The following is a 25,104-nucleotide window of genomic DNA, read 5'->3' as shown; positions in this document are numbered from 1 at the left end:
AATAACCTATCACTTAGATAGGTTATTTTCTATTTCGCAAAAAAAAAAAAAAAAACTATAATAATATTTATGAAAAATCAAACTGATATTGATGTTAATCTTAGGAAATGACAACAAAAATTATTGGATTTATCGAACAGAAATAACGCAATAACTTTTAAAGTTGATCCACTAGGTGAAAGTACAAATTTTAAAACTAAAAATAAACAACAAATTCAAATTATTAATCCGACCTTTCAAGAAATTTTATCCATTTTTCAAAACACAGAAAATAAAGTATTCAAAATAAAAACAATTGACGAATCTTCACAAATACAATATAACACTAAGTCGAATATTTTTTATACAAATTCTGAAACCGAAGAAATTGATGCAAGATTAAAAAACATTTATAAAAAAGTCGAAAGCTTTAAAAACGAATATTCTATTGATATTCTTTATTTTACTATTGGGTTATTAAAATGATATGAAGATTCAAACTCTGATGTATTCCATTATTCACCGCTTTTATTTATTCCAATTACATTAAAAAAACAAGAAAATATCTTAAAGATTGAATTTACAGACACAAGTAATGTAATAATAAATGAATCACTTTTTTTAAAATTGAAAGAAGAGTTTGGTATCCTTGTGGAGTGAAATTTTGATGAGAATTTGGATTTATATACCCAATACCAAGAACTCAGTTCTAAAATATTGACTTCATATCCGAACGATACAAGATGAAAAATTATTGATTATTGCTATATTTCCACATTTGATTTCACTAAGATTGTTATATATGAAGATATCCAAAAGAATAGTCAAAAAATTACTGAAAGTAATTTTTACCAAGGATTTCAAGGTAAAGGAGATTTAAGTAATTATGATATTAGTTCCATTAATTCTGATAATATTAATTCACATATTGATGTTAATACAGAATATCGTGGACTAGATGCTGATTCATCTCAAGAAGTAGCGATTCAAAATGCTATTAAAGGTAAATCATTTGTTTTACAAGGACCTCCTGGGACAGGAAAATCACAAACAATTACTAACATTATTACTGAGTTAATTGCAAGAAATAAAAAAGTACTATTTGTAGCAGAAAAGAATACAGCATTGCAGGTTGTATTTAATAATCTTAAAAAAATAGGTTTAGAAAAATATGTAGTTGCAATTCACGATGGCGATCTTGATAAAAGGAAAATACTTAATGATATAATAACATCGATAGAAGATTCAAAATTTTATGAATTAGATAGTGAAAAAACTAATGCATTATTAGCACAACACAATAATAGTAAAAATGTTTTAGATGCATATGGTGAAATACTCATTAAAAAAAGAAAACCACAAAACTTAAATTTATATGAATATATTTCTGAATATTATAAGTTAGAAAACTATCCTGATATAGAATTTTATACAGGAAATTTCTCAGAATTGTCACTTTATGAACATGAGAATATTCTTGAAAAAATAGATAGTTTTTATAAAGCATATAAAGAATTAAATTTTGATATGCAAGCATCGGTATGATATGGTTTAAATATAAATCAAAAAAACCAACAAATATATCAATCATTAAAAGAGAGTATTTGAAACCTTATTAACAATTTTGTTAATATTAATGAATATTTTAATAATATTTTATTAAAACCTTCAAATATTTTTATTGACAATTTTCAAAAAATATTTATTCAACTTAATTTATATACAAAATATAACATTGAATTATATAAATTTGCAAACTATGCAGAATTTATACAAATTAAGGATAATTTAAAAACCATATTTAATAAGAAAAGTGAAAATAACAAGTTATTAGATGAATTTATTGAGCATTTTGTTGATGTTAATGTAATACAACAAATTAAGATACAAGAAATTAATAGTAAAATACCTAGCATAGAAAACTCATGAACTAGAATATTTTCATCAGCATGAAAATACGCTAAAAAATTACTTAAAAAGTCATCGTTTAAAGTTTTATCTAAGCAAGATAAAGGGATTTCAAATTTATACAAAAAGGTTGCACAATATTTAAAAAATAATTTAGATATAAAAGAAATTTGAAATAAGTTAGGTGTATCTGTTATAGATGATGTTGACAAACTAAATGAATTAATTGATGTCTTTGATAAAATTATTGAATTTAATGATACAGAAAGTAATGGTTATATTTCTTTTTTGACTAACCTATCATATATTAATCAGATGATTAATGATTTTGAAAAATTTTATTCAAATTGAAACCTCTTTATCTCATTTTTTGATAAAAAACAAATTGATTATGCTAATTATGATTACCAACAATTAATATCAAAAATACAAACATTACAAAAAAATTTTTATGATACATTGGAACCATATATTGAATTAAATTGAGCTATAAGTGAACTTAAATATATAAACTTAGATTCATTTGTAAATGCAATTATTAATAACAAAATAACAAATTATTTTCAAGAAATTTATTTACGCAAAAATTATCAAATATTAATTCAAAATATATTATGAAATGAAGTAAAAACAAATCAAGCACAATTTCTATCTACACACCTTGATATATTACGTGAAAAAGAAATCGAATGTCTTTCATTTTCAAAGCAAAAAGTTAAACAAAAAAATGATGAATATTTAAGTTATAAACTCAGTTTATCTAAAAATAACCCTGAATATAGAATAATTAAAGCAGAAAGTCAAAAGAAGAGAAATTTTTTACCTTTTAAGAAAATCTTTGAAAAAGTATATAACTTTATATTAGATGTAAAACCCTGTTTATTATTATCACCCTTAATGGTATCAAATTTATTTAAAGATATTGATTTTGAATTTGATACAGTGATTTTTGATGAAGCTTCTCAAATAAAACCTGAAAAAGCAATTTGTTCACTTTTTCGTGCTAAACAAGCTATAATAGTTGGTGATCAAGAACAAATGCCTGCTTCTGACTTCTTTGAAAAACAACTCATATCCGAAACTTATATTGATGAAGAAAGTGAAGATATTTCATCTGGTTACGACTCGTTACTTGATTTTGTTGCTTCTAGATATGATTCAATAAGACTAAAATGACATTACCGTTCAAAATTCGAAGAACTAATTCATACATCAAATCAAATGATTTATAGAGATTTAATAACCTTTCCTAACTCAAGAAACCCTAAAAAATTTGAGGGATTAAACTTTATTTATGCAGAAAATGATACTTTTAATAAAAAAGAAGATATTTTTGTATTAATTGAAGAAACTAAAAAACTTCTTAAAGATATTATTGAAACTCATAGAGATAAGTATTCTGTAGGTATTGTTGTATTTAATGTTAATATCTTAGATAAAGTTGAAAGAGAAATTGAAAAATTTAGAGAAAGCAATCCTGAATTAGCTTATTTCTTTGAAAAAAATAAAGATGAACCATTTTTTGTTAAAAGCATTGATGGAGTTCAAGGAGATGAAAGAGATATTGTTATCTTCATAATTGAAGCAAAAAGAATTTCAAAGGATCGTTTTGGAACAAGTTTTGGTGCAATAAATCGAAGTAATTCAGGTTATAAACGTTTAAATGTTGCAATAACTCGTTCTAAAATTGGAATGCATATAATTTCTAATTTTACAAGTTCGCAAATAGACTGATTCCGTAGTGAAAGTCGTGGGATAAAAATCTTAGAGCAATTTATTAAAAATGCAGAATTTGGTATTTCTAATCTAAGTGATAACGATAGTAATAATGGTGATGTAAGTATACATTTTGATTCAGGTTTTGAAAAACAAGTATATGATAAACTAATAATGCAAGGCTTGATGGTTCGCACCCAAGTCGGAGTTTCAGGGTATCGAATTGATTTAGGAATTGTAAATCCTAAAACAAACAAGTTTATTTTAGGTATAGAATGTGATGGGGCTTTATATCATTCTTCTAAATCAACTCGTGATAGAGATCGCTTAAGGCAACAAGTCTTAGAAACACGTGGTTGGATAATCCATCGCATCTGGTCTACTGATTGATTTAATAATCCGGATCGTGAAGTTCAAAAAATATTAAATAAATTAAAAGAATTAGAAATGTCAAAAACAAATCAATCGCAACAAGAAACAGGTATACCTAAAATAGCAAATAATGTCCATCAAGAATCATTAGTAAATACATATTTAAAAGAAAATAAAATTCCTAATGTTGAAATTTTTGAAAAATATTGACCAATACAAAAAAGTGCAAGACACTATAAAGTAGAATTTAATTTACATTCTAGCTTGAGAAATAAATTAAAATGTAAGGAAATATTGCTAAAAATTTTTGAAAAATCAGGAGCATTAACATTCAATAAATTCCTTGCCTTCGTAAAAATTTTATTAGAAGAAAATTCTACAACAAATAAAGTAAAGGATTTTGCTCAGTCTATAATAAATAGATATAATTTGATTTTAGATTCTGATGAATTTGTTTATCCTGATTCAGAAAATTTTAAATTCATCTTTAGACAATCAGATGAAGATGATGAACGCAGACCGATAAATGAAATTCATAATAATGAACTTCAACATTTAATTTTGACACTATTTAAATATGCTAATGTGTTTGATTTTAAAGGTATTAGCACTGAAATTCTTTCACGAACTAACAATAAAGCATTAACCGTGAATACTAAAAATAAAATAAAATCAGTAATTGATAAAATGATTGATAACCAACTACTTCAAGAAATATCGAATGAGCATTATAAACTGGTAAAAGCAAATTAACTTGCTTTTATTTATACAACTTTTTAAAACTATTATAATTTTATTATGTTGAAAAGACATTTATGAATCATTTTGTTTTTTTATCCAATTATAGTGTTTTTAATGCTATATAATATCATATTAAGACAAATACAAATATATAATAACAGTTATGAATTAATTATTTTAATAATTTATGCTCTAAGTAGCATCATTTATCTTTTAGCACTATATAATAGTGCTAAAAGGAATATTTTATCGTTTATATACTTTATTATTTATTTTGTTATTAATTGTATTTTCCATTTAATTTATAAAAATTATATTAACTTATTTACTACTTTAATAACTTTTATTATTCTAACTTTATCAATGTTAAAACAATTAATAAGATGGAATAAAACTAATAAAGGAAATAAATTTATATATTATCGGTTAAATATTATTTCTATTTTATTTTTAATAATTTTATTTATTCTAATTTTTAATTTAACTTATTTTTTAAGTTTTTGGTTTAAAAATACTTCAAAAAATTACTTTTTTACCTATGATATAGTCTCGAAAGTAATTTTTAGTATATCAGAAAGCATTTATATTATCTTTATTTTGATGTTAATTTTTGGAATCAGATTTTCATATATATTAACATTTTTATCTAGTATTTTTGCAATTATTTTTTATTCTTTAAAAATAGTAGATATATCAAAAATAATTTTAATTTTAATATATCAAATTATTTATTTATATTTATTTTTTATTAGTAAAAACAAGCAACTTTCAATAGCATTTATCGGTATGGGAGCTTCAGGAAAATCAACTTTAATAGCAAAATTAGATGATTTTTGAAATGCTAATAATTTTAAAATTCTAAATGATCGCAGTAAAATAATAAAACCATATAATGAATGTTTAAAAGATTTAAAAGATAATGCTTTTAAGTATCAATGAACTTTTTTTACTGATCGACTTAGACAACAGCAGATGATGCAAAAATATGATTGTTCTGCAATTGATCGACATTTAATTGAAGAACTTATTGCTCATAATGTGCTTGAAAAAATGCAGTTTTTTAACCAAAAACAAAAATTTTTATGATACATATGGTATAAACCACTGATGAATTTTATTCTAAATTCACAACCCAAAACAACTTTAGCTTTTATTATTCTTAAAAATCCAGAAATTATTAAAAATAACCGTTTGAATGTTATTAATAGTAAAGATATACAGCAAAGTCAAAGAAGACAAAACGAACTAATAAATACTGAATTTATGAACTTAATAAATAAAAATTATTTAGATCAGCAAAAGGTTGGTAGACTTTTAAAACATCTTTTAAAACATATTAAATATTCATATATATTCATTGATGAACAATGATTTGAAAGTATACCTAAAATTAAAAAAATAATATTATCGCATCTAAATAAATATGTTTAAGTCTAGAATATAGGTTTAGACATATTTTTGTATAAAAAAAAGACCAAAGGCCTTTGGTCAATTACTTGAAATGGTACGTCCTAGAGGATTCGAACCTCTGACCCAATGGTTAAAAGCCATTTGCTCTACCTGCTGAGCTAAGGACGCACAATCCTGGTGCCCAAGACTGGACTTGAACCAGCACGGTCTTGCGACCGAGGGATTTTAAGTCCCTTGCGTCTACCATTCCGCCACCTGGGCAATTCGTTAATTGCTTATAAATTATAGCACAAAAGAATAATAACATAATTTTTATTTTATTTATTTTTCTTATGAACACTATTAATTTACAATGCAGTTTTTCACATATTTTTAAGCAAATAAAGAATTTTATGATATTTAAAAGAAACTTTTAAATATCTAAAATAAATGAAGTAAAATTAAAATATGAAAGAACATTTACAAAATTCTGAATATGCTGCTGTTGATATTGGCGGAACCAATACTCGCTTTGCTGTATTTGATAAATATGGAAACATTATCAAAAAGAGCAAAACACAAACTGATTATCTATCAGCAGAAAAAACTTGTGATTGAATAATCGAACAAATTAAAAAATATGAAATTAAATATCTTGCTTTATGCATTCCGGGACCATCTGATTATCAAAATGGTATTGTTTTAAAGAGTCCTAACTTAGCAGGTAGTTGAGTAAATTTTGATGTAAGAAGTTATCTTATGCAAACACGCACACTTTCTGATATTGTTTTTGAAAATGATGCAAATGTTATGGCCTTAGCAAATCATGTAAAAGCAAATGGATTTAATTCAGATAAAATAAGTCAATTTTTTACTATCAGTACAGGTTTTGGTGCAGGACTGATTATAGATAATAAAATTTATCATGGACGTGATTATTATGCACAAGAAATTGCCCAACTACCTGCAAGCAAAATCAGTTTTTATCAAGAACATCGTCTTAAAAATCCTTATGCATTAGAGTTACATTGTTCAGGTAGTGGTATTGAAACCAAGGCAAAAGCATTATTAATAGCAAATTCAGCAAAAGAGGTGTTTGAATTAGCTAAAAATAACGATGCTAAAGCCATGAATTTAATTAAAGAAGCGTCTGATGTATTAACTAATATTTTTGCTACTTGTGCTGCTTTGTTGGCTCCACATGATTTTTATATTGGCGGAAGTTTAGCACTTGCTCAAAAAGATTTTGTAACAGATGCATTTGAAAAAGCAAAATTAATTAGTGATCCTAATCATTTTAAAGATGTCAAACTTATCTTTGATCAACACGGTGATGATTCTGCATTAATCGGTCTATATTATTTAACTAAAATGCGAAATAATATGGATAATTAATCAAAACAATCACATCTGCTTATAAAAGTTTATAATTAAGATGTAATAAGGAGAATTATGAAGAAATTTTTATTACCTTTTTTAACTATTGTGTCAGTTACTACCCTAATAGCAACAAGTTGCAATAGTCAAAGTAATTCTACACAAGAAAAAACAGACAAAAATTCACAAAAACCATCTGAAATAAGCATCCCTAAGGAATCAGGAGGCCAAAAACAACAAACCCCTCAAAATCCCATGAATAAACAGCAACCAAAGACAGAAAATAAGATTCCTAAGATCCAATCTGAATCAGGAAATTTTAGTGGTAATGAATTAGATAACTTTGTTTCAAGTCATTTAGATATGGTTTCATTGCTTAAGCAAGATTTATTAAATGAAGTTGCTACGAGTGATTTAAAAATTGTTTATGATTGGAAAAATAAGAAAATTATCAAACTTAATAAAGATGAGTCATTAAACTGAAAAAACCTTGGGGATCGTAGTTTAAGGAATATTTTTGATGTCAATATAGATAAAACATATAATATGGTAAATGATCAACAACCAAAGCAAGAAAATAACGAAAAACCAAATGATTATTTAAGATATACAGCTGAAAATAATCAATTTAAATTATTTTTTAAAGTTGCTAAAATTTCCAAAGGAAAAGTTACATTACTTTCAGATAATACTTTTTCTATAGTTTTTGAAGTGCAAAAACAAACTACACAAGCAGATTCAACACCAGTTCAGATACAACCAAAACAAGAAATTAATATCCAAATCCCAAATCCAGTTGATATATCAAATTTAAAATATAAATCAGATAATTATTATCAAGCAGCAAATGGAAAAAGTGGAAAAGCACTTTGAGAAGCCCTAAGCAAGCTGCAAAAAACACATTTAAATGAATTAAAAAATAAAGATTCATATAAGAAATTACCTGAATTTTATAAGGATTCAAAAGCATTCATAGATTTATATTATGAAAAAGATAATTCTTTATTGGATATTTATTCAGAAAATCCAAACGGTAAAGATCCTTATGAATATAAAAGTTATCAAGGTGGAGACTCTGCTAATACCGAAGGAAAAGGTACAAATCGTGAGCATTTAATACCACAAAGCTGGTTTAATAAAAATCTACCAATGCGTTCTGATCCGAATTTTGTATGACCAACTGATATCAAAGTAAATTCAGAGCGTGCTGATTTTCCACATGATAATGTAAAAAATGTAGAATTAACAACTAAAAATGGTTCAAAATTAGGGACAAACATTCTAGGTCAAAAAGTTTTTGAAGTAATTGATACTTTTAAAGGGGATGTAGCACGAAGTTATTTATATTTTATTACAATTTACCATGATAACAGTATTTATCATAAAGAAACTAATATATTCACTCAAACATTTCCTAATATTAAAGCACACTTTTTGCAAACTTATTTAAATTGAGATACTAAAGACCCTGTCGATGCTTTTGATATCAATCGAAATAACGAAACATATCGAGTTTATGGATTAAGAAATCCTTTTATCGATTATCCCAACCTTTTTGAAAATTTATTTTCAAAAAATCCTAAACCATTTATAAACAAAGGAATTTTAGTATCAAATGGTTCATCCGAGATACTAAATTCATAAAGGAAGTATATGAAATTTAATAAGAAATTATTATCATTATCATTTTTTATCCCTGCTGCAGCTGCAATAGCAACCAGTTGTGCATCACATCCGAGTAAGGTGGATAAAAAGTCTGGTGATAAAGACGATAATCAAACTACTACATCAGGACAATCTGCTGATAAAACAACAAATCCAGGTTCTAAAACAAACCCAGTGACAACAGAAGAAGATAGAAGTCCAATTAATTTGACGGATACAAGTAATTTAGTTTATAAACCATCTAATTATTATGCATCTGCAGATGGTAAAAAAGGTATGGATTTATGAAGAGCATTAGAAATGCATCATCACGGAATTCGGGCTGGTATTTTACACGGTTCAGTTATATATGAAGCATTAAAAACTTTTTACAATGAATCTAGAGCATATAAAGATTTATATTATAAAAAAGATGGAAGTATTTTAGATATTTTTACAGCTCAACCAGATAAAACTAATTTTGCTTCAAAACAAACTTTTGTAGAAAATGCTAACTCATCATCTGAAAATACTGCACAAATGCGTGGACATTTAATACCAGAAAAATGATACTCAAGCGATGATCCGATGCAACCCGATCCATTTGTAACTTGACCATTAGATACATTTGTAAACTCTAAAAGGGGTAATTTTCCTTTTGGAGAAGTAAAAAATGTAACTTTTACCTTTAAGAACGGGTCAAAACTTGGAACAAATAACAAAGGACAAATGGTGTTTGAAGTGATTGATAAATTTAAAGGTGATGTGGCTCGTAGTGTGTTATATTTTATTTTAATGTATTATGAAAAAAATATTTATTCAGATGCATCTAATAATTTATTTATAAGTAATTTTCCTTATATCAAAGATGATTTTTTACATACACTTTTAAAGTGAGATATGCAAGATCCAGTTGATGCTGTAGATATTAACCGAAATAATGAAATTTTCAAAAAATACCAATTTAGAAATCCATTTATAGATTATCCAAACCTTCCCGCAAATCTTTTTGGTGCAATGCCAGACACATTTAATGATAAAGGTATTTTAGTTTCAAACGGCGATAATGCTGTAATCAAAGAGTAGTAGTTGTATTTTTTGGTATTTTTTAAATTTACTAATTGCAAATTTATAAAAATCATATTTTCGCAAAAAATATAAATACAAAAACAGATAAAACACAACATTTAAAAACACAGATTATTTATTGTATTTTTTTACATATAATAATATAATTTAAGATATTAAAATATTAAATATACCTTATTGGTAGTTATATAGGAGTTTATATGAGTGAAAAAAATACTCACAGTGAAAAAGAAAGAAAGCATCGTGTAGGAAAACAAGCATTTATAGTTGCTTTTGCTGCTGCAACTGCTACTGCAGCATTAACAATTGCTGTTGCTACATCAGGTGTTAAAACTAACAAGGAAGCACAAGCGAAGTATGAAAAAGCAGTTAATGATTTTTTAGCAGTAGTACCAAAGATCCAAACTGTTGCTAATCGTAATTTATTAGTTGAAGAATTTCATAAAATCCCATTACAATATTCTGATGCTTCATATCGTAAAGTATTAGATTTATTTAAGCAAGCCAACGATTTTATTCAGGCAGAATTTGATGCTAAAATTAAGTTTCAATTAGATAATGTTAACTCACAAATTAATGCTGTTAAAAATCAGGATGCACAAGAAACTAAAGCAGTTGTTGATAAATTACACCAGTTAGTTGAAAGTTCTAAAACCCTAAGTGAAAGTTTGTTACATAAAGATGGAATTTATAGCGAAGGTAAATTATTAGGACTTTACACTTCTAATTTTATTCCTAAATTCAACCAACCACTTAATTTATTAGATAAATTGTTTTACAGTGAAAACTTTACCAAACAAGCTGATGATAAGAAGCTGAATATCGAAGGAAAAACAACTTTATTAGATGCATTGTTACAGACTATCAATTTGGATGTACTTAAGTTTAAACCAACAAATGAAAACAATTTAACAAAAGTAAAAGATCAAACTATTGCTGCTTTAACTGCATCTTCATCTGCATTAGATGATGTATTATCGCGTATTAATATCGCAATTGATACACAGTTTGCTAACTTTAAATTCAACCTTGATAAATCAAGTGAATATTTAAATAATCAAAAATATGCTAATCAAGCATACTTTAATCAAAAAGTTATTGAATTTAAACTAGATTTACAAAAATTACAACTTAAAATGCAACAAAAAGATACCTTAACCAAATCTAATGTAACTGATGCAGAAGTTTTATATTGAAAATCTAGATATTTACTTGAAGCAACTGAGATGACTGAAAGTCTTTTTGATCAAGCAAGTAAGAATACTGCTCGTGCGATGATTTTAAATTCTGAATCAATCAATGATTTTCTTAATGTATTAAAATACATCGAAGAAAAACGCAAATCAGAAGCGTCTATGAATCAACAAAAACTTGACTTAATTTTAAGTGTAGTTAAACAAATTAAAGATAGTGCAAAAAACAAAGAATATCAAAATAAATATAATGCACTTGTGCAACCATTGAGTGAATCAATGATTAATCCATTATTATCATATGCACATGCATTATTAACTGAAGCAACTACTTTTACCAGAGATCAAAAGAGTTCATATCAATCACAAATTACAGATTTTGAAAGTAAATTAGGATCAGATTTTGATGAAAAAATAGGTGCTTCATACTTACAAGAGCTCAATTCTATCGTAGCACATATGGAAAATGATTTAAGATCATTACCACTTGCTGACTTTGAAGCAAAAAGATTAGCTGCTAAAAAAGCAGGTTTAACCAACTTCATTAAAAAATACTTACCTTCACTTTCATTAGATTCATTGAATATTCCAACAATCAGCAACGATGATGATTACAATACTTTATACAATAATGTAATGTCTAAATACATTGATTTATTTGTAGCGACTCATACAGGATTGATCGCTTCACGTTTAGCAAACTTTGATGAAGCAGATTTAGTTGCATACCGTCGCATAGATTTAGTTGATGCAACCTATAAAATGTATGATGGAGATGCATATGAATCAAGTTTTATAAAAACCCAATTTAATGCTCTTTATGCAAATACCTTAGCAAAACAACAAGCATTATTTACTACTTTACAAAACAGTTTTGATGCACAAAAGCAATCCTTAACCGATGATATTAATAAAATTACAGATGAAAAAGTTAAAAACCTATATACATCTGAATTAAACAAACTTACATCAACTGATTCAAAAACAACTATAAATGACTTTAAGAACTTACATCAAAAAGTAACATATCATTTATCATTACAAACTTATCAAGAACAAATTATTAAAGAAGCAAATGATTCAGGTTTATCAAATGATTTTAAAACTAATTTTGCTAATGCGGTAAAATTACCAGAGAATTTTACTTATGTTAATTTAACAAAATATCAATCAGTTTTAAGACTAAAAGAAACTGAAAACAAAATTAGAACACAATTACAAGAATCAATTAATAAACTATCCGATGCGGATAAAACAAAGATGCAAGTTGAGTTTGATAGAATCAAACAAATTAGCACTGATAATTTATCTAGCATCCAAGCAGCTGTAAGTAGATTGACTCAACTTGCAACTATCTATGAAGCATCATTATCACAAAATAATGCTCCAAAAGCAAGTGCAGACGATTTAACCATAGTAAATTTTGGTTCTTATGCTAAATTACAATATCAAATTGCACAAGCAACCGAATCGACTTCACAAACAGCAGCCTTAAAAGCACTCTTAAATTCACAAAAAGAATACCTTTTAAAATTAGCACAACTTTTTGGTCAAGCAGCAATTGATGAAGTTAATAAAGTTGATAAGAAAACAGTCGATGGAAAATTAGAAGACGAACCCGATTTATACACAATTCGTCATAATATTGATAAAGTTCAATATATGCTATTTTATAATAAATTAGGCACACCTGGATTTATTACAAAAGATGAACATAATTCATCAGAAGATAAAACTAATAATAAAACAACTGAAAACAAAACTGATGCAACTAAAAATACAAAAGATCAAGCAGCAGGGTCAAATGCAGCATCTGGTTCAACAGATAAAAAAGATGCAGCAAAAGAAACAACTAGTGATAATTCACAAAAACAGATAAATGCAGACAAAACTCAAACAGAAAATGCAAAACAACCATCAGACATGACTGAATCTGGTGCAGCAAGTACCGAAACTAAGGATAAACAAGGTGCTACAAGTACGCCTGCTACAAATAATGCTGGGGCAGGACAAGGTAATAATGAACAAAAAAACTCTCAAACCTCTACATCACCTGCAACAAATACTACTTCTGAAAACACACAAAATCAGCAAAATCAGCAACCAACTCAAGCAACACAGTCAGCAGATGAAGATCAAACTAATGCATCAGCAAATACAGATGTTATAGCAAACAAAGTTAAATATGTAGAAATTATCTTAAATGAAATTAATGATAGACTTACTGTTTTAGCATCTACTCAAGATGCAACTACTAAGAATCAAGCAACAATTCTTAAAAACACATATACTACTCTTAGTGATACAAATAGTACAAATAAATATAAAAATGCTTTAGCATCAGATAAAACAGAAGATAAAGTCTTTGTTAATTCATATTTAGATAATGTAATGACATTAAAATTCCAAGTTGATAAACTTGCATATGATAATATGTATCGTAGTAGTGTATGAGCATATTTAAAACCACAAATAGCCCAATTGCAATTTGCTTCTGATCGAAGCAAGATTATGGCATTAATTCGTGATAAAAATGTAGATAATTTATTAACACTTGATAGTATCAAATCTCTTATTGATTCTTATGCTTCATTAGTTAATCGAAATAATTTATCAAAAGTATTCTTAATCGCAGCATTATCAGTTGTTTCAGATACTTTAAAAGATGATAGTCAATTTAAATTAGATTACTACCAAAGTATTTCAAAATACTTTGATGCAGATAAAGATAATTTAGTGCATTCTAACTTAGGATATAACCAAGTTTTTGAAATGTTGCTTTCAAACTTTGACTTAGCAAAACAAACAGCAAAATTACTGGAATTAGGTAAATCATTACAACCAACTGGTTATGCAAATTATGAAACAAACAAAAAAGAACTTGATCAAATGCAAAAATCAAGAAATTTTGATCAAAGTAAGTTGATGCAAATTAATTCAGATGTGCAAAGCGCTTTAAATGAGCAAAAAAATTCTGCTTTGGATGAATTGTTAACTTGAAACGACCAAAATCCTAATAAAGAAAAATTCCTTAGTCAACTTAATACTCAAACTGCACAAAATCTTTTTGATGTAGTTCAAGAAATCAAATTTACTACATTATTGCAAACACTAATTGCACAAGTTAAAGATGATAACAAAAAACAGAATTTACCAATGAACTAAATTCTGCTACTAATTTAACTAAATTGACAGAATTAAAAACAAAAGTAGATACTCAAATAGAAACACAGAAACCAAAAGAACAAACACCTCCTGCAAACCCAATGCCAACCGATCAGCCTAGTTCACCGGTAGAAAATAACCAAAGTGCAAAAACACCAGATAATGATAGTGGACATGGTGAGCAAACAAAGTCACCACAAACCGAAAACACCAAAAATAACTCTAAAACTCCAACTGAATCAAAAAACACACTTTCTGGTAATGGCGAATCAGCAGGTCAACAACAAACCCAAACTGCACCAAAATCTAGTGAAGATGGTGCGTCTGCTTCAACAGGGGGGGACAACAGTCATAATACCACTGCACAAGTTCCAAACTCAGGTGGTTCAACTGCTTCAAGCAACCAAACAAGTAATACTCCTGCTGCACAACCTGGACAAAGTGAATCAAGCGAATCAGCACAAACTGCAACAAATCCATCATCAACAGCTAGTTCATCGACTACTGGAACTACAACTTCTCAAGGACAAACAGATGCATCTAGTTCGGGTAGTTCACAAACATCATCAGGACAAACTGCTTCAGCCACTCATACAGAAAATAGTAGTTCTGAACAACATACAGAGCAAGGAGCTTCTACAACAACCCAAACTTCAGAAGCATCAGGATCAAGTCCACAAGGAGCAACTTCAACTGATTTACAGACAGCAACACCACAAGCATCTGCGCAATCACAAGGACAATCATCCGAAGCTTAAAGTACACCTGCTAAACAAGCAGCTTAATTTACTAAAAATAACCCAAGAATGGGTTATTTTTAAATTATTTGATCTTTATTAATGCTTATGTATTCTCTTGGTGATAAATCATCTGGCAATATAAACTTACCAAAAGCAACTCTCTTTAAATCGATTACCTTATAACCAAGTTTATTAAACATCCTTTTGACTTGATGGTATTTACCCTCATTTATAGTTAAATAGCAGTTATATCGATCAATAATCTCTAGTTTAGCACTTTGACATACCTTTGCTTCACCAATATCGATACCTTGCTTAAAAACTTCTATCATATATACATCAAGTTCTTTATCAACTTGCACTAAATAAACTTTTTGAATATGGTTTTTTGGTGATAACACCCGATGAGTAAAAGCACCATCATTTGTAATAATTAGCAAACCGTGTGTATCTACATCAAGTCTACCTACGGTATGGATATTTTTGGCAAACCTATATAAATCTGAAATAAGATGCAAAACACTTGGATACTTAGCATCCGCATTTGCACAAATATATCCTTTAGGCTTATTCAGTGCTAAATAAAACAACTTTGTATTAATGTTCTGATTATCAACTGTGATGATATCATCAACATTTACATAACAACTTTTATAGACAACTATATCATTCACCTTTATTTTACCTTTTTTAAGCATTTTATTTATCATCAAACGAGAATAATTAGTATTATTAGCAACCATTTTTTCAATACGATGTTTCATATAATTATTTTATCTATTTAAAATTAAAAATAAAAATTTTTTTGTTTTTATTTTAAAAAAGGTATAAAATAACTAACAGCAAAACAAGGAGAAAAATGCATAAATTCCAAAGAGATTATGAAATAGTATTTTGAAGTCTTTTTGGGTTTTTATCAGTTATTTTTAGTATCTTATCAATATGATTTAAAGGTAGTTTTTTTGGTTTTGCGATTGGAGCGCTAAGCTCATATTTGCTTTTTATGATCACAAGAATTTTCGGGATGATACCATTAAAAAAACGAAAATCACTAATATTTTTAAATATTTTAAAGATGTTTGTCTTTTTTATTTATTTAACTGCAGTAATTTTAAGCATATATCATATTAATTTAAAAATATATGCATTAAAAAAATATACTGGATTATCTGAATTTACTCTACCAATTAATATGTTTGTGTTTTTTGGGAGCGTAGGATTTAATTTTTTTGTGATTATAGCAACATTTATTTATTCAAAATACAAAGGAGGCAAAATTGGACGAAATTAAACAAAGACTTTGAAAATTTGATTTACCTCAGTTATTTTCACTGATTGTAACAGTGATAATTATCGCGATATTCTCGTTAATTATCTTTTTCAAAGTTCGCAAACAACGTGCTGATCAAGCTCCTAAAGGTATCACTCAGCTTGCTGAAGGATATTTAGGATATATAGATAATTCGTATCAAGAAACAGTTGGTGATCAACTACCAGGTTCGCGTTTTTATATTTTTACCTTAGCAACTTTTTTACTTGTTGGTAACTGAGTTTCAATTATCGGTTTAGAACCAATTGGAACTGCGTTTAGTGTTCCAATTACCTTAGCAGTTGCTACTTGATTAGGAATTATTCTTTCAGGGACTATATACCGTCGCTGAAGATATTATTGATCCATTATTAAAGCACCTTGAGATATTTTTGGTAAGTTTTCCCCACTTATTTCCTTAAGTGCTCGTATGTATGGGAATTTAGTTGGTGGATCAACCATTATTGTTTTAATTTATGCAATGTTTGGATATATATTTAAGGTTGCTTTAGGCACAGATAATAGTGCATTTCAAAATATTTTTGCCATATATTTCACACCATTGCTACATATGTACTTTGATTTATTTGATGGAATATTGCAGGCATTAATTTTCACAATGCTGACTGCTGTATATTGAACAATAGAATCGCAATCTACAGAACCAGCTAAAAAAACAAAGAATTCTGAAAGTAGATTCTTTAAGAAATTTACCAAAAGAAAGATACAATCGATTTATTAATAAGGAGATAAAATGATTTTAGATTTACTTACAAAATTAGCCGATGGAACAACCTCTACTACAGCACCTGCTTCAAATGCTGCAGCTGCAGCAAAAACAGCCATATCAAATTCTGCCAGTGATATGGGATCTAAGGCAGGAACACACATTGGTTTAGGTTTAGTAGCAGTTGGTGCTGGATTAGCAGCAATCGGGGTTCTTGGTACTGGAGTTGGACAAGGATATGCTGCTGGTAAAGCAGCTGAAGCAGTTGGACGTAATCCGGAGGCTGAAAGCAAAATAAGAACTATGCTAATTATCGGTGTTGGTATTGCTGAAACAGCTGCGATTTATGCTTTCGTTACTGCGATTATTATCTTATTCGTTTTCGCAAGTAAAGTAGTCTAGAAAATGATTACTACATCAGTTGCTGCAGCAGTAAAGTTTGAGTCAAGTTCAGATGTAGGACAAGCTGTAGCAGGAAAATTTGAAGGATTATTTCCTAGCATCCCAATTATGATTGCAACTATTATTGCATTTATAATTGTTGCTATTATTCTCTGAATTTTCTTTTATAAACCCATTAAAAAAATGATGAAAGCACGCAGAGATTTTGTTCAAAACAATATCGATGAATCTGTAAGACAAAAAGAAGCAAGTATTTTAGCTCTTAATAAAGCAAATGAAAATCTTAAAAATGCCCACACACAAGCAGATAACATCATTACAAATGCTAAAATAAAAGCTGAAAAAGTTGCTGAATTTTATACCATAAAAGCACAAACCGAAGCAAAAAGGCTTTTATCTGAAACTGCTTTGGATATCAATGCACAACAAAAAGAATTTCAACAAAATGCTAAAAAATACATTGTTGAAGTAGCTACAGACCTTTCGCAAAAGATTCTTAGACGTGAAATTAGTCAACAAACACAAGATGAAATTGTAAATCAATTTTTAAATACAGATAAAGATGTTGAAGACTTATAATGCAAATTAAAAAGAACATTCAAGCTTATTCTGTAGCTATATTTGATTTAGTTCATGAAGCAGATAAATTTCAACAATTACATACCCAATTTGAAGCAGTCAAAGAAATTTTTAGCAAACATCCTGAGTTTGTTGATTTCTTTAAAGATGAGTTTGTTCCTGAAGAAGAACGTTTGAAAACTGTTGATTTAGCATTCAAGGACTTTGATTGAATTATTATTAATGCTTTAAAAGTTATAATAATGCGAAAGGTTGCCAAATATATTCGTAAAATCATTATCGAATATTTAAAACTTTCAAACCGTGAATTAAGAATTCGTTTTATTGATGTTATTTCAGCTTTTCCACTAACAAATGAGCAACTTGAAAAAATAAAAACTAAAATTCAAAATAAAACTCGTCGTACCATTGAGATGACCAATCATGTTGATCCATCTTTAATTGCAGGGATAAAAATTGTGTCACGTAGTGAAACAGTTGAAATGAATATCAAAAACAACTTAGAAAAACTAAAACATGAACTTATAAAATACGAAAAGGAGGTGTAAATGGCAATTAAATTAGATGATATTTCAGCAATTATTAAAGATCGCATTCAAAATATGGGATCTAAAGTAGATTATTCTGAAATAGGACGTGTAATTTCAGTAGGTGATGGAATTGCTGTTGTCACCGGATTAGATAAGGTTAAAAATAGCGAGATAGTTATTTTTAACAAAAGTGTCTATGGTTTAGCATTAAACTTAGAAGAAGAAACCGTCGGGGTAGCACTATTTGGTAATGCTAACTCAGTTTCTGAAGGTGATTATGTTGAACGTACCGGAAAAGTTATCTCTGTTGAAGTAGGAGATGCTCTTTTGGGTCGTGTAGTCGATGCTTTAGGAAATCCAATTGATGGAAAAGGTAAGATCGATGGAACTCACCGTTCAGAAATTTTTAAAAGAGCATCAGGTGTAATGTCACGTCAAGAAGTTAATCAACCACTTGAAACAGGTATTTTAGCAATCGATACAATGATACCAATTGGTAAAGGACAACGTGAGTTAATTATTGGAGATCGTCAAACCGGAAAAACAGCTATTGCGATTGATACTATTATTAATCAAAAAGGTAAAAATGTTAAATGTGTTTATGTTGCAATTGGACAAAAAAATTCTACCGTTGCTCAAATAGTTCAAAAACTTTCTGATTCACAGGCACTTGAATATACCACAATTGTGGTTGCAGGTGCTTCAGAACTTGCGCCACAACAATATATTGCTCCATATACAGGAGTTACAATTGCTGAAGAATGAATGAGTAAAGGACAAGATGTTTTAATTATTTACGATGATTTATCAAAACATGCCATTGCATATCGTACCTTATCATTACTTTTAAGACGTCCGCCTGGTCGTGAAGCTTATCCCGGTGATGTTTTCTATCTACACTCACAACTACTTGAACGTGCTGCTCGTTTAAATTCTGAATATGGTGGTGGTTCAATTACTGCATTGCCAATTATTGAAACACAACAAGGTGATATTAGTGCTTATATACCTACTAATGTAATTTCAATTACAGACGGACAAATTTTTACCAAAGAAAGTTTATTTAATGCCGGACAGCGTCCAGCAGTTGACATCGGTTTTAGTGTTTCACGGGTAGGTTCTGCAGCGCAAACTAAGGCAACAAAGCAAGTTGTAGGTTCATTAAAATTAGAACTTGCACAATACAATGAAATGCAAGCTTTTGCACAATTTGGTTCAGATTTAGATGATTCAACTAAAACTATTTTGGATCATGGAGCAAAGGTATATCAACTTTTGAAGCAAGAACAATACTTTCCTATTCAACAACAAACCCAAGCGATTATTTTGTTAGGTGTTAAAGAACGTCTTATCAACCCGCTTCCTCTTGATTATATGCATGAATACCGTGATCAAGTAATTAATTGAGTTACTAATGATACCGATGGAATGCAAGTATTTAAAAACATCACTGCAAGTGGAAAAATTTCAGAAACAGATTATCAAGTAATTGCTAAAAAATTAGCAAGCATCATTGAAGGTATCATTGCGACTATTCCGAACTATGATAGTCGTATGTATAAAGAAATGCCATCAAAATATAAGGTTGCATAATGCCGAGTTTAAATAGCTTAAAAAATCGCATTTCAGTAGTTTCTAATACTCAAAAAATTACCAATGCGATGGAATTGGTTTCAACTTCCAAATTAAGACGTTTGCGCAATGAATACACCCAAATACAAGCATATAAAGAAACATTAGAAGATACTTTCAATGAATTAATTTCACATGTTAGTTCTCGTCAATTTTATGAAATTTTTCCTAAAAACGAGGGAATTGATGGTAGTGTATATATTGTAATCACAAGTGATTTAGGTTTATGTGGTTCATATAATTCTAATATATATAAAATGTTAAATGAAAATCTTAAACCACAAGATAAAATTGTTGTAATTGGTACCAAAGGATTTAGTATGATAAATTCTGCGACAATTAAAGCACAAATGATTAAATATTACATTAATAACGGAGATAAAATTACATATAAAATTTGCAATGATATCACTAAAATCGCATTCGAGTTATATAGTAAAAAACTAGTTTCGCAAGTGAAATTAATTTATACTAAATTTATCAATAATATTAATCAAGAACCGCGATTAAAAACACTTTTTCCACTAGATTTTAGTATTCAAAAACAACATAATGCACAAATTATTGAATTTGAACCCTCTGCTGAAGAAGTGCTTTCCGATTCAGTTCCGATGTATATTGCAAGTATGATATATGCTTTATCAGGTGAATCAAAAATTTCAGAAATGGCATCACGTCGAAATGCAATGGAAAATGCAACCAATAATGCTGAAGATTTAATTAAAGAACTTAGATTAGAGTTCAACAGACAACGTCAAGGAAAAATTACTCAAGAAATTACCGAGATTGTTGCTGGTGCTGATGCAACTTAATAAGGAGAGAATATGAAACAACATAATGGAACAATTGTTCAAATTTTAGGACCTGTTGTTGATGTGCGTTTTAGCGAAGGAAAACTTCCAAAACTTCTTAATGCTTTAACTATAACAACTGATAATGGACAAGTTTATACATTAGAAGTAGCGCAACATATTGGTGACGATACTGCTCGAACCATTGCGATGGGTAGCACAAATGGGTTGCAACGTGGAATGACAGTTGTTGATACCAAAGCACCTATTTCGGTTCCGGTTGGAAATATTGTTTTAGGTCGTATTTTCGATGTTTTAGGTAACCCGATTGATGAGTTACCACTTGAAGGTGAAATAATCCGTGCTCCAATTCATGCTCCTTCTCCATCATATGAAGAACAAAAAACAACTTCTGAAATTTTAGAAACCGGGATTAAAGTTATTGACTTATTAATCCCATATGCAAAAGGTGGAAAAATAGGTTTATTTGGTGGTGCAGGAGTTGGAAAAACAGTTTTAGTACAAGAGTTAATCAATAACATTGCTACCCAACATAATGGTCTTTCAGTGTTTGCTGGTGTCGGTGAACGTACCCGTGAAGGTAATGATTTATACCACGAAATGAAAGCAGCTGGTGTGCTCGATAAAACCGCCTTAGTCTTTGGACAAATGAACGAATCCCCTGGAGCTCGTATGCGTGTTGCTCTAAGTGGTTTAACTATGGCTGAATACTTTCGTGATAAACAAAATCAAGATGTGTTATTGTTTATTGATAACATCTTCAGATTTACCCAAGCAGGTTCAGAAGTATCAGCACTTTTAGGACGTATGCCTTCTGCAGTTGGTTATCAACCTACCTTAGCAACTGAAATGGGTGCTTTACAAGAACGGATTACTTCAACACGTCGTGGATCAATTACATCAGTGCAAGCTGTTTATGTTCCTGCTGATGATTTAACTGATCCAGCTCCTGCAACAACATTTACCCACTTGGATGCTAAAACTGTTTTAGACCGTGGAATTGCATCCTTAGGAATTTATCCTGCTATCGATCCCCTTAACTCCGCATCAAGATTGCTTGATCCACTGGTAGTTGGAGCAGAACATTATAATGTTGCACAAAGTGTAATTTCGATTTTACAACGCTTCAAAGAACTACAAGATATCATTGCAATTTTAGGAATGGGTGAACTTTCTGAAGAAGATAAAAAAATCGTTGCCCGTGCCCGTAGAATCCGTAACTTTTTATCACAACCTTTTACTGTCGCTGAAAAGTTCTCAGGAATCAAAGGACAATATGTACCTCTTTCAAACACCATACGCAGTTTTAAAGCAATTTTAAATGGTGATTATGATTCATATCCTGAAGATATCTTTAGATATGCAGGAAGCATTGAAGATGTAATCGAAAGATACCAAAAGAATAATGGCTAATACATCATATCTTAAAATTACTGCACCAAATGGAATTGTTTATGAAGGTAAAGTATATATTGTTACCTTAAAAATACCTAAAGGTTACATTGGATTGCAACCAAACCGATCTCCATTGTTTTCAAGTATCGAAATTGGAACCTTGAAGATTGAAACATCTAAATCTGATACTTTAACATATTATATTGGTGGTGGAATAGTTTATGCAGACCAACATAAAATCAATATTATCACCGATGATATTATTGATGTTAAAAAAATCGATATAGAACGAGCTAAAAAGGATGCTGCATCATTAACTGAGGCGATTAAAAGTAATAAAGATACAGTTGATTTAGCTTTATTAGAAACGAAACTTAAAAAAGCTTTGTTTCGAGTTGATACATATAATTTATTCAATAAATAACACCTTTGGTGTTATTTTTTTATCCTTTGGGGAACAAAAACCTACTAAGTGTATTAGTAGGTTTGATCATAAAAATGAAATGGTACATCGTACAGGGTTCGAACCTGCGACCCGCTGGTTAAGAGCCAGCTGCTCTACCGACTGAGCTAACGATGCATGAATATTATAAACCTTTTTAACAAAAATATAAAAATATTTTTATCCTATCCAAACTATCCAAATTATTTTTGTTCTTTTTTAGTTCTTAAATATGCATCTTCTTATATATATAACGAGGTAAGAATGAAACTAGATGAAAAATTTAAACTAACCAGTAATATCAAACTTTTTAGGTTATACAAAATGAGTGAGAAACTCAGTAAATCTATAAGTAAATTTACTGAGCAGCAAACTGAGCATTTGCTTCCGATTTTATATATAGGTGATGATATTATTTTTGGTGAAGTGCGAGCACAGGATAAAACTGAAAATATTGAGACAACTGATTTATATAACCATGAGAAAATGTGGGATGTTGCTTTATATTATAAAAATTTCTATCGGATGAACTCAAAAATCTTAAAAGAATATATTTATGAAGATGAGCAAACTATTTCATTAGGACATGTTAGCGAAGTCAATGAGTTAAATATTTTAGATAAATTAAAATACTGCTTTACAAGTTTAGATGCTGATACTAAATTAACATATATTTATCCGAAAAAAACTGAAAATAAAAGCATTGCTAATTAAGAGTTTCTGCTAGAATTTAGACATGAATATTTTAACGATAGAAAAAAAGTTATGAAGGTATTGATTTACCAATACTTTCATAAAACTATTATTTATAGGTTTGCTAATCTTTAGCATCGTTATCATTCCGAGTCTTAATCTAGTTGATATCAAAATCAAGCAAGACTCAGATCTTGCTTTTTTATTTTTAATTGATGTAATTTTGTTTATTTTAAGCATCTTTTTTGGGTATTATGAGCAATTTTACTGAAAAAAACTACTTTATAAGCATTTGGATGATAAATATCAAACAAATAGGTTTTTAAAACTATTAAACATCTCTTTTTATACATATTTATCAGGACCATTGTATCGAGCATATTTATTAATTTCATTATTTTTTGAAGATGGTAAATATCATTTTATGTTTAAATATGCCAGACGCAAAAAATATGGTTTTTCAATTCAAGATATTTCATTTTCAGGAATTTTATTTGCATTATTTTTGACATTAACTTTAATTAAAAACTTTACAGCAGCAAGAATAATCAATTTAGATTTTGAATTTGCTTTTTATATTCTCTTTGCTTATTTTTTAGGTAAATTCAAAGGTGCTTTATTATCATTTATGGCTGATTTTTTTGGATTGCTGTTTTCAGGAAGAATCGGTTTCTATCATTGAGTTTATGCCATCGTTCCGATTATTGCAACAGTATTGATTGGATGATTTATTGATTTATTTAAAAAACATAAACAAACATCGATGATTGTGATGAATATTGCATTGGTTGTTATTTTTGTTATTTTGCTAGTTGTATTTTTATCACAAGTTAATAATCCTAAAGGAATAAGAATTTCTAAAACCTTTGGAGTTTCAAAAATATCACTTGCAGCTGGGATAATTTTATTAGTTTTTGCTGCTGCATTTATATTTATTATGATAGCCTTAACTATTTATTATTTAAAAACTAAAAATGATTCACAAAGCAAAAATAGAATTGGTTTTTTAGTTCTATCATTCTTTTTAACAGTTGCATTAATTGTTGTAGCCCGTTGAATTTGAGGACCATTTGCATTCATTCGTTTTGCTAACTACTTCTTAGGTCGTAAATACACATTATCACAACACTATTTAATATTTATGACACCAATTGTAATTAGATCACTGATATCAATTCCGATTTATGTTTTTATTTTATATATTATCTTGCTTCCGTTATCTATAATGAAGAAGCAATATGAAAAAAAAGAATATGGTATTACATATTAA

The 25,104-nt window shown here is 28.6% G+C and carries 19 protein-coding genes and 3 tRNA genes; 18 read left to right on the top strand and 4 right to left on the bottom strand.

From position 1 onward, the window contains the following. Positions 1-69 precede the first annotated feature (69 nt). On the top strand, positions 70-4,728 hold the full coding sequence (locus ACXYRN_RS02665) for a DUF4011 domain-containing protein (protein ID WP_458607571.1): 4,659 nt from the start codon (positions 70-72) through the stop codon (positions 4,726-4,728). Positions 4,729-5,316: 588 nt separating this feature from the next. Continuing rightward, positions 5,317-6,147 carry a hypothetical protein gene (locus ACXYRN_RS02660; protein ID WP_458607570.1) on the top strand — a complete coding sequence of 277 codons (831 nt, stop codon included), beginning with the start codon at positions 5,317-5,319 and terminating at the stop codon, positions 6,145-6,147. 71 nt (positions 6,148-6,218) lie between these two features. Here ACXYRN_RS02660 and ACXYRN_RS02655 read toward each other — a convergent pair. Beyond that, positions 6,219-6,294 (bottom strand) — tRNA-Lys (locus ACXYRN_RS02655). A 7-nt stretch (positions 6,295-6,301) separates the two neighbouring features. After that, a tRNA-Leu gene (locus ACXYRN_RS02650) sits at positions 6,302-6,387 on the bottom strand. Positions 6,388-6,573: 186 nt separating this feature from the next. Between ACXYRN_RS02650 and ACXYRN_RS02645 the strand changes: the two genes are divergently transcribed. The 5 genes from ACXYRN_RS02645 to ACXYRN_RS02625 all read left to right on the top strand — a co-directional run bounded on the left by ACXYRN_RS02645 (position 6,574) and on the right by ACXYRN_RS02625 (position 15,331). Beyond that, complete coding sequence (locus ACXYRN_RS02645; protein ID WP_458607569.1) at positions 6,574-7,500, top strand: ROK family protein; 927 nt, start codon at positions 6,574-6,576, stop codon at positions 7,498-7,500. Positions 7,501-7,557: 57 nt separating this feature from the next. Next, positions 7,558-9,126, top strand: coding sequence for an endonuclease (locus ACXYRN_RS02640; RefSeq protein ID WP_458607568.1), 1,569 nt, complete (start codon positions 7,558-7,560; stop codon positions 9,124-9,126). 9 nt (positions 9,127-9,135) lie between these two features. Then, positions 9,136-10,212: an endonuclease gene (locus ACXYRN_RS02635; protein ID WP_458607567.1), complete on the top strand. Its 1,077-nt coding sequence runs from the start codon at positions 9,136-9,138 to the stop codon at positions 10,210-10,212. A 203-nt stretch (positions 10,213-10,415) separates the two neighbouring features. Then, complete coding sequence (locus ACXYRN_RS02630; RefSeq protein WP_458607566.1) at positions 10,416-14,573, top strand: hypothetical protein; 4,158 nt, start codon at positions 10,416-10,418, stop codon at positions 14,571-14,573. A 23-nt stretch (positions 14,574-14,596) separates the two neighbouring features. After that, a complete protein-coding gene (locus tag ACXYRN_RS02625) occupies positions 14,597-15,331 on the top strand; it encodes a hypothetical protein (RefSeq protein WP_458607565.1) in 735 nt (244 codons plus the stop codon). A gap of 59 nt (positions 15,332-15,390) precedes the next feature. Here the strand turns inward: ACXYRN_RS02625 and ACXYRN_RS02620 are convergent, their stop codons facing one another. Then, the gene (locus tag ACXYRN_RS02620; protein WP_458607564.1) at positions 15,391-16,077 is read right to left on the bottom strand and encodes a pseudouridine synthase; all 687 of its coding nucleotides are present in this window, start codon (positions 16,075-16,077) and stop codon (positions 15,391-15,393) included. Positions 16,078-16,172: 95 nt separating this feature from the next. Here ACXYRN_RS02620 and ACXYRN_RS02615 point away from each other — a divergent pair, with 95 nt between their 5' ends. The 9 genes from ACXYRN_RS02615 to atpC are packed head-to-tail and all read left to right on the top strand — an operon-like array spanning position 16,173 to position 23,123. Then, positions 16,173-16,604: a hypothetical protein gene (locus tag ACXYRN_RS02615; protein WP_458597531.1), complete on the top strand. Its 432-nt coding sequence runs from the start codon at positions 16,173-16,175 to the stop codon at positions 16,602-16,604. Further along, entirely contained in the window at positions 16,591-17,364 is a 774-nt protein-coding gene (locus ACXYRN_RS02610; RefSeq protein ID WP_458607563.1) for a F0F1 ATP synthase subunit A, read from the top strand. Before ACXYRN_RS02615 ends, ACXYRN_RS02610 begins: the two co-directional genes overlap by 14 nt. A 12-nt stretch (positions 17,365-17,376) precedes the next feature. Continuing rightward, positions 17,377-17,751, top strand: a complete 375-nt coding sequence (gene atpE, locus ACXYRN_RS02605) for an ATP synthase F0 subunit C (RefSeq protein ID WP_458597529.1) — start codon at positions 17,377-17,379, stop codon at positions 17,749-17,751. Between the two features lie 3 nt (positions 17,752-17,754). After that, positions 17,755-18,330, top strand: coding sequence for a F0F1 ATP synthase subunit B (gene atpF, locus ACXYRN_RS02600; RefSeq protein WP_458597528.1), 576 nt, complete (start codon positions 17,755-17,757; stop codon positions 18,328-18,330). Then, positions 18,330-18,878, top strand: coding sequence for an ATP synthase F1 subunit delta (gene atpH, locus ACXYRN_RS02595; RefSeq protein WP_435129330.1), 549 nt, complete (start codon positions 18,330-18,332; stop codon positions 18,876-18,878). Before atpF ends, atpH begins: the two co-directional genes overlap by 1 nt. Then, the gene (gene atpA / locus ACXYRN_RS02590; RefSeq protein ID WP_458607562.1) at positions 18,879-20,453 is read left to right on the top strand and encodes a F0F1 ATP synthase subunit alpha; all 1,575 of its coding nucleotides are present in this window, start codon (positions 18,879-18,881) and stop codon (positions 20,451-20,453) included. Beyond that, positions 20,453-21,304: an ATP synthase F1 subunit gamma gene (atpG, locus tag ACXYRN_RS02585; protein ID WP_458607561.1), complete on the top strand. Its 852-nt coding sequence runs from the start codon at positions 20,453-20,455 to the stop codon at positions 21,302-21,304. The genes atpA and atpG overlap by 1 nt, the downstream gene beginning before the upstream one ends. Before the next feature lie 12 nt (positions 21,305-21,316). After that, positions 21,317-22,717 carry a F0F1 ATP synthase subunit beta gene (gene atpD, locus ACXYRN_RS02580; RefSeq protein WP_458607560.1) on the top strand — a complete coding sequence of 467 codons (1,401 nt, stop codon included), beginning with the start codon at positions 21,317-21,319 and terminating at the stop codon, positions 22,715-22,717. After that, positions 22,710-23,123 carry an ATP synthase F1 subunit epsilon gene (gene atpC / locus ACXYRN_RS02575; protein WP_458607559.1) on the top strand — a complete coding sequence of 138 codons (414 nt, stop codon included), beginning with the start codon at positions 22,710-22,712 and terminating at the stop codon, positions 23,121-23,123. Before atpD ends, atpC begins: the two co-directional genes overlap by 8 nt. Before the next feature lie 80 nt (positions 23,124-23,203). Here atpC and ACXYRN_RS02570 read toward each other — a convergent pair. After that, positions 23,204-23,279, bottom strand: a tRNA-Lys gene (locus tag ACXYRN_RS02570). A gap of 126 nt (positions 23,280-23,405) precedes the next feature. Between ACXYRN_RS02570 and ACXYRN_RS02565 the strand changes: the two genes are divergently transcribed. Beyond that, on the top strand, positions 23,406-23,855 hold the full coding sequence (locus ACXYRN_RS02565; protein WP_458607558.1) for a hypothetical protein: 450 nt from the start codon (positions 23,406-23,408) through the stop codon (positions 23,853-23,855). A gap of 22 nt (positions 23,856-23,877) precedes the next feature. Continuing rightward, positions 23,878-25,104: a hypothetical protein gene (locus ACXYRN_RS02560; protein ID WP_458607557.1), complete on the top strand. Its 1,227-nt coding sequence runs from the start codon at positions 23,878-23,880 to the stop codon at positions 25,102-25,104.

It is taken from the genome of Mycoplasma sp. 4423, from assembly GCF_054353855.1.
The sequence above is the reverse complement of the archived record's forward strand: the minus strand, read 5'-3'. Positions and strand labels throughout refer to the sequence as shown.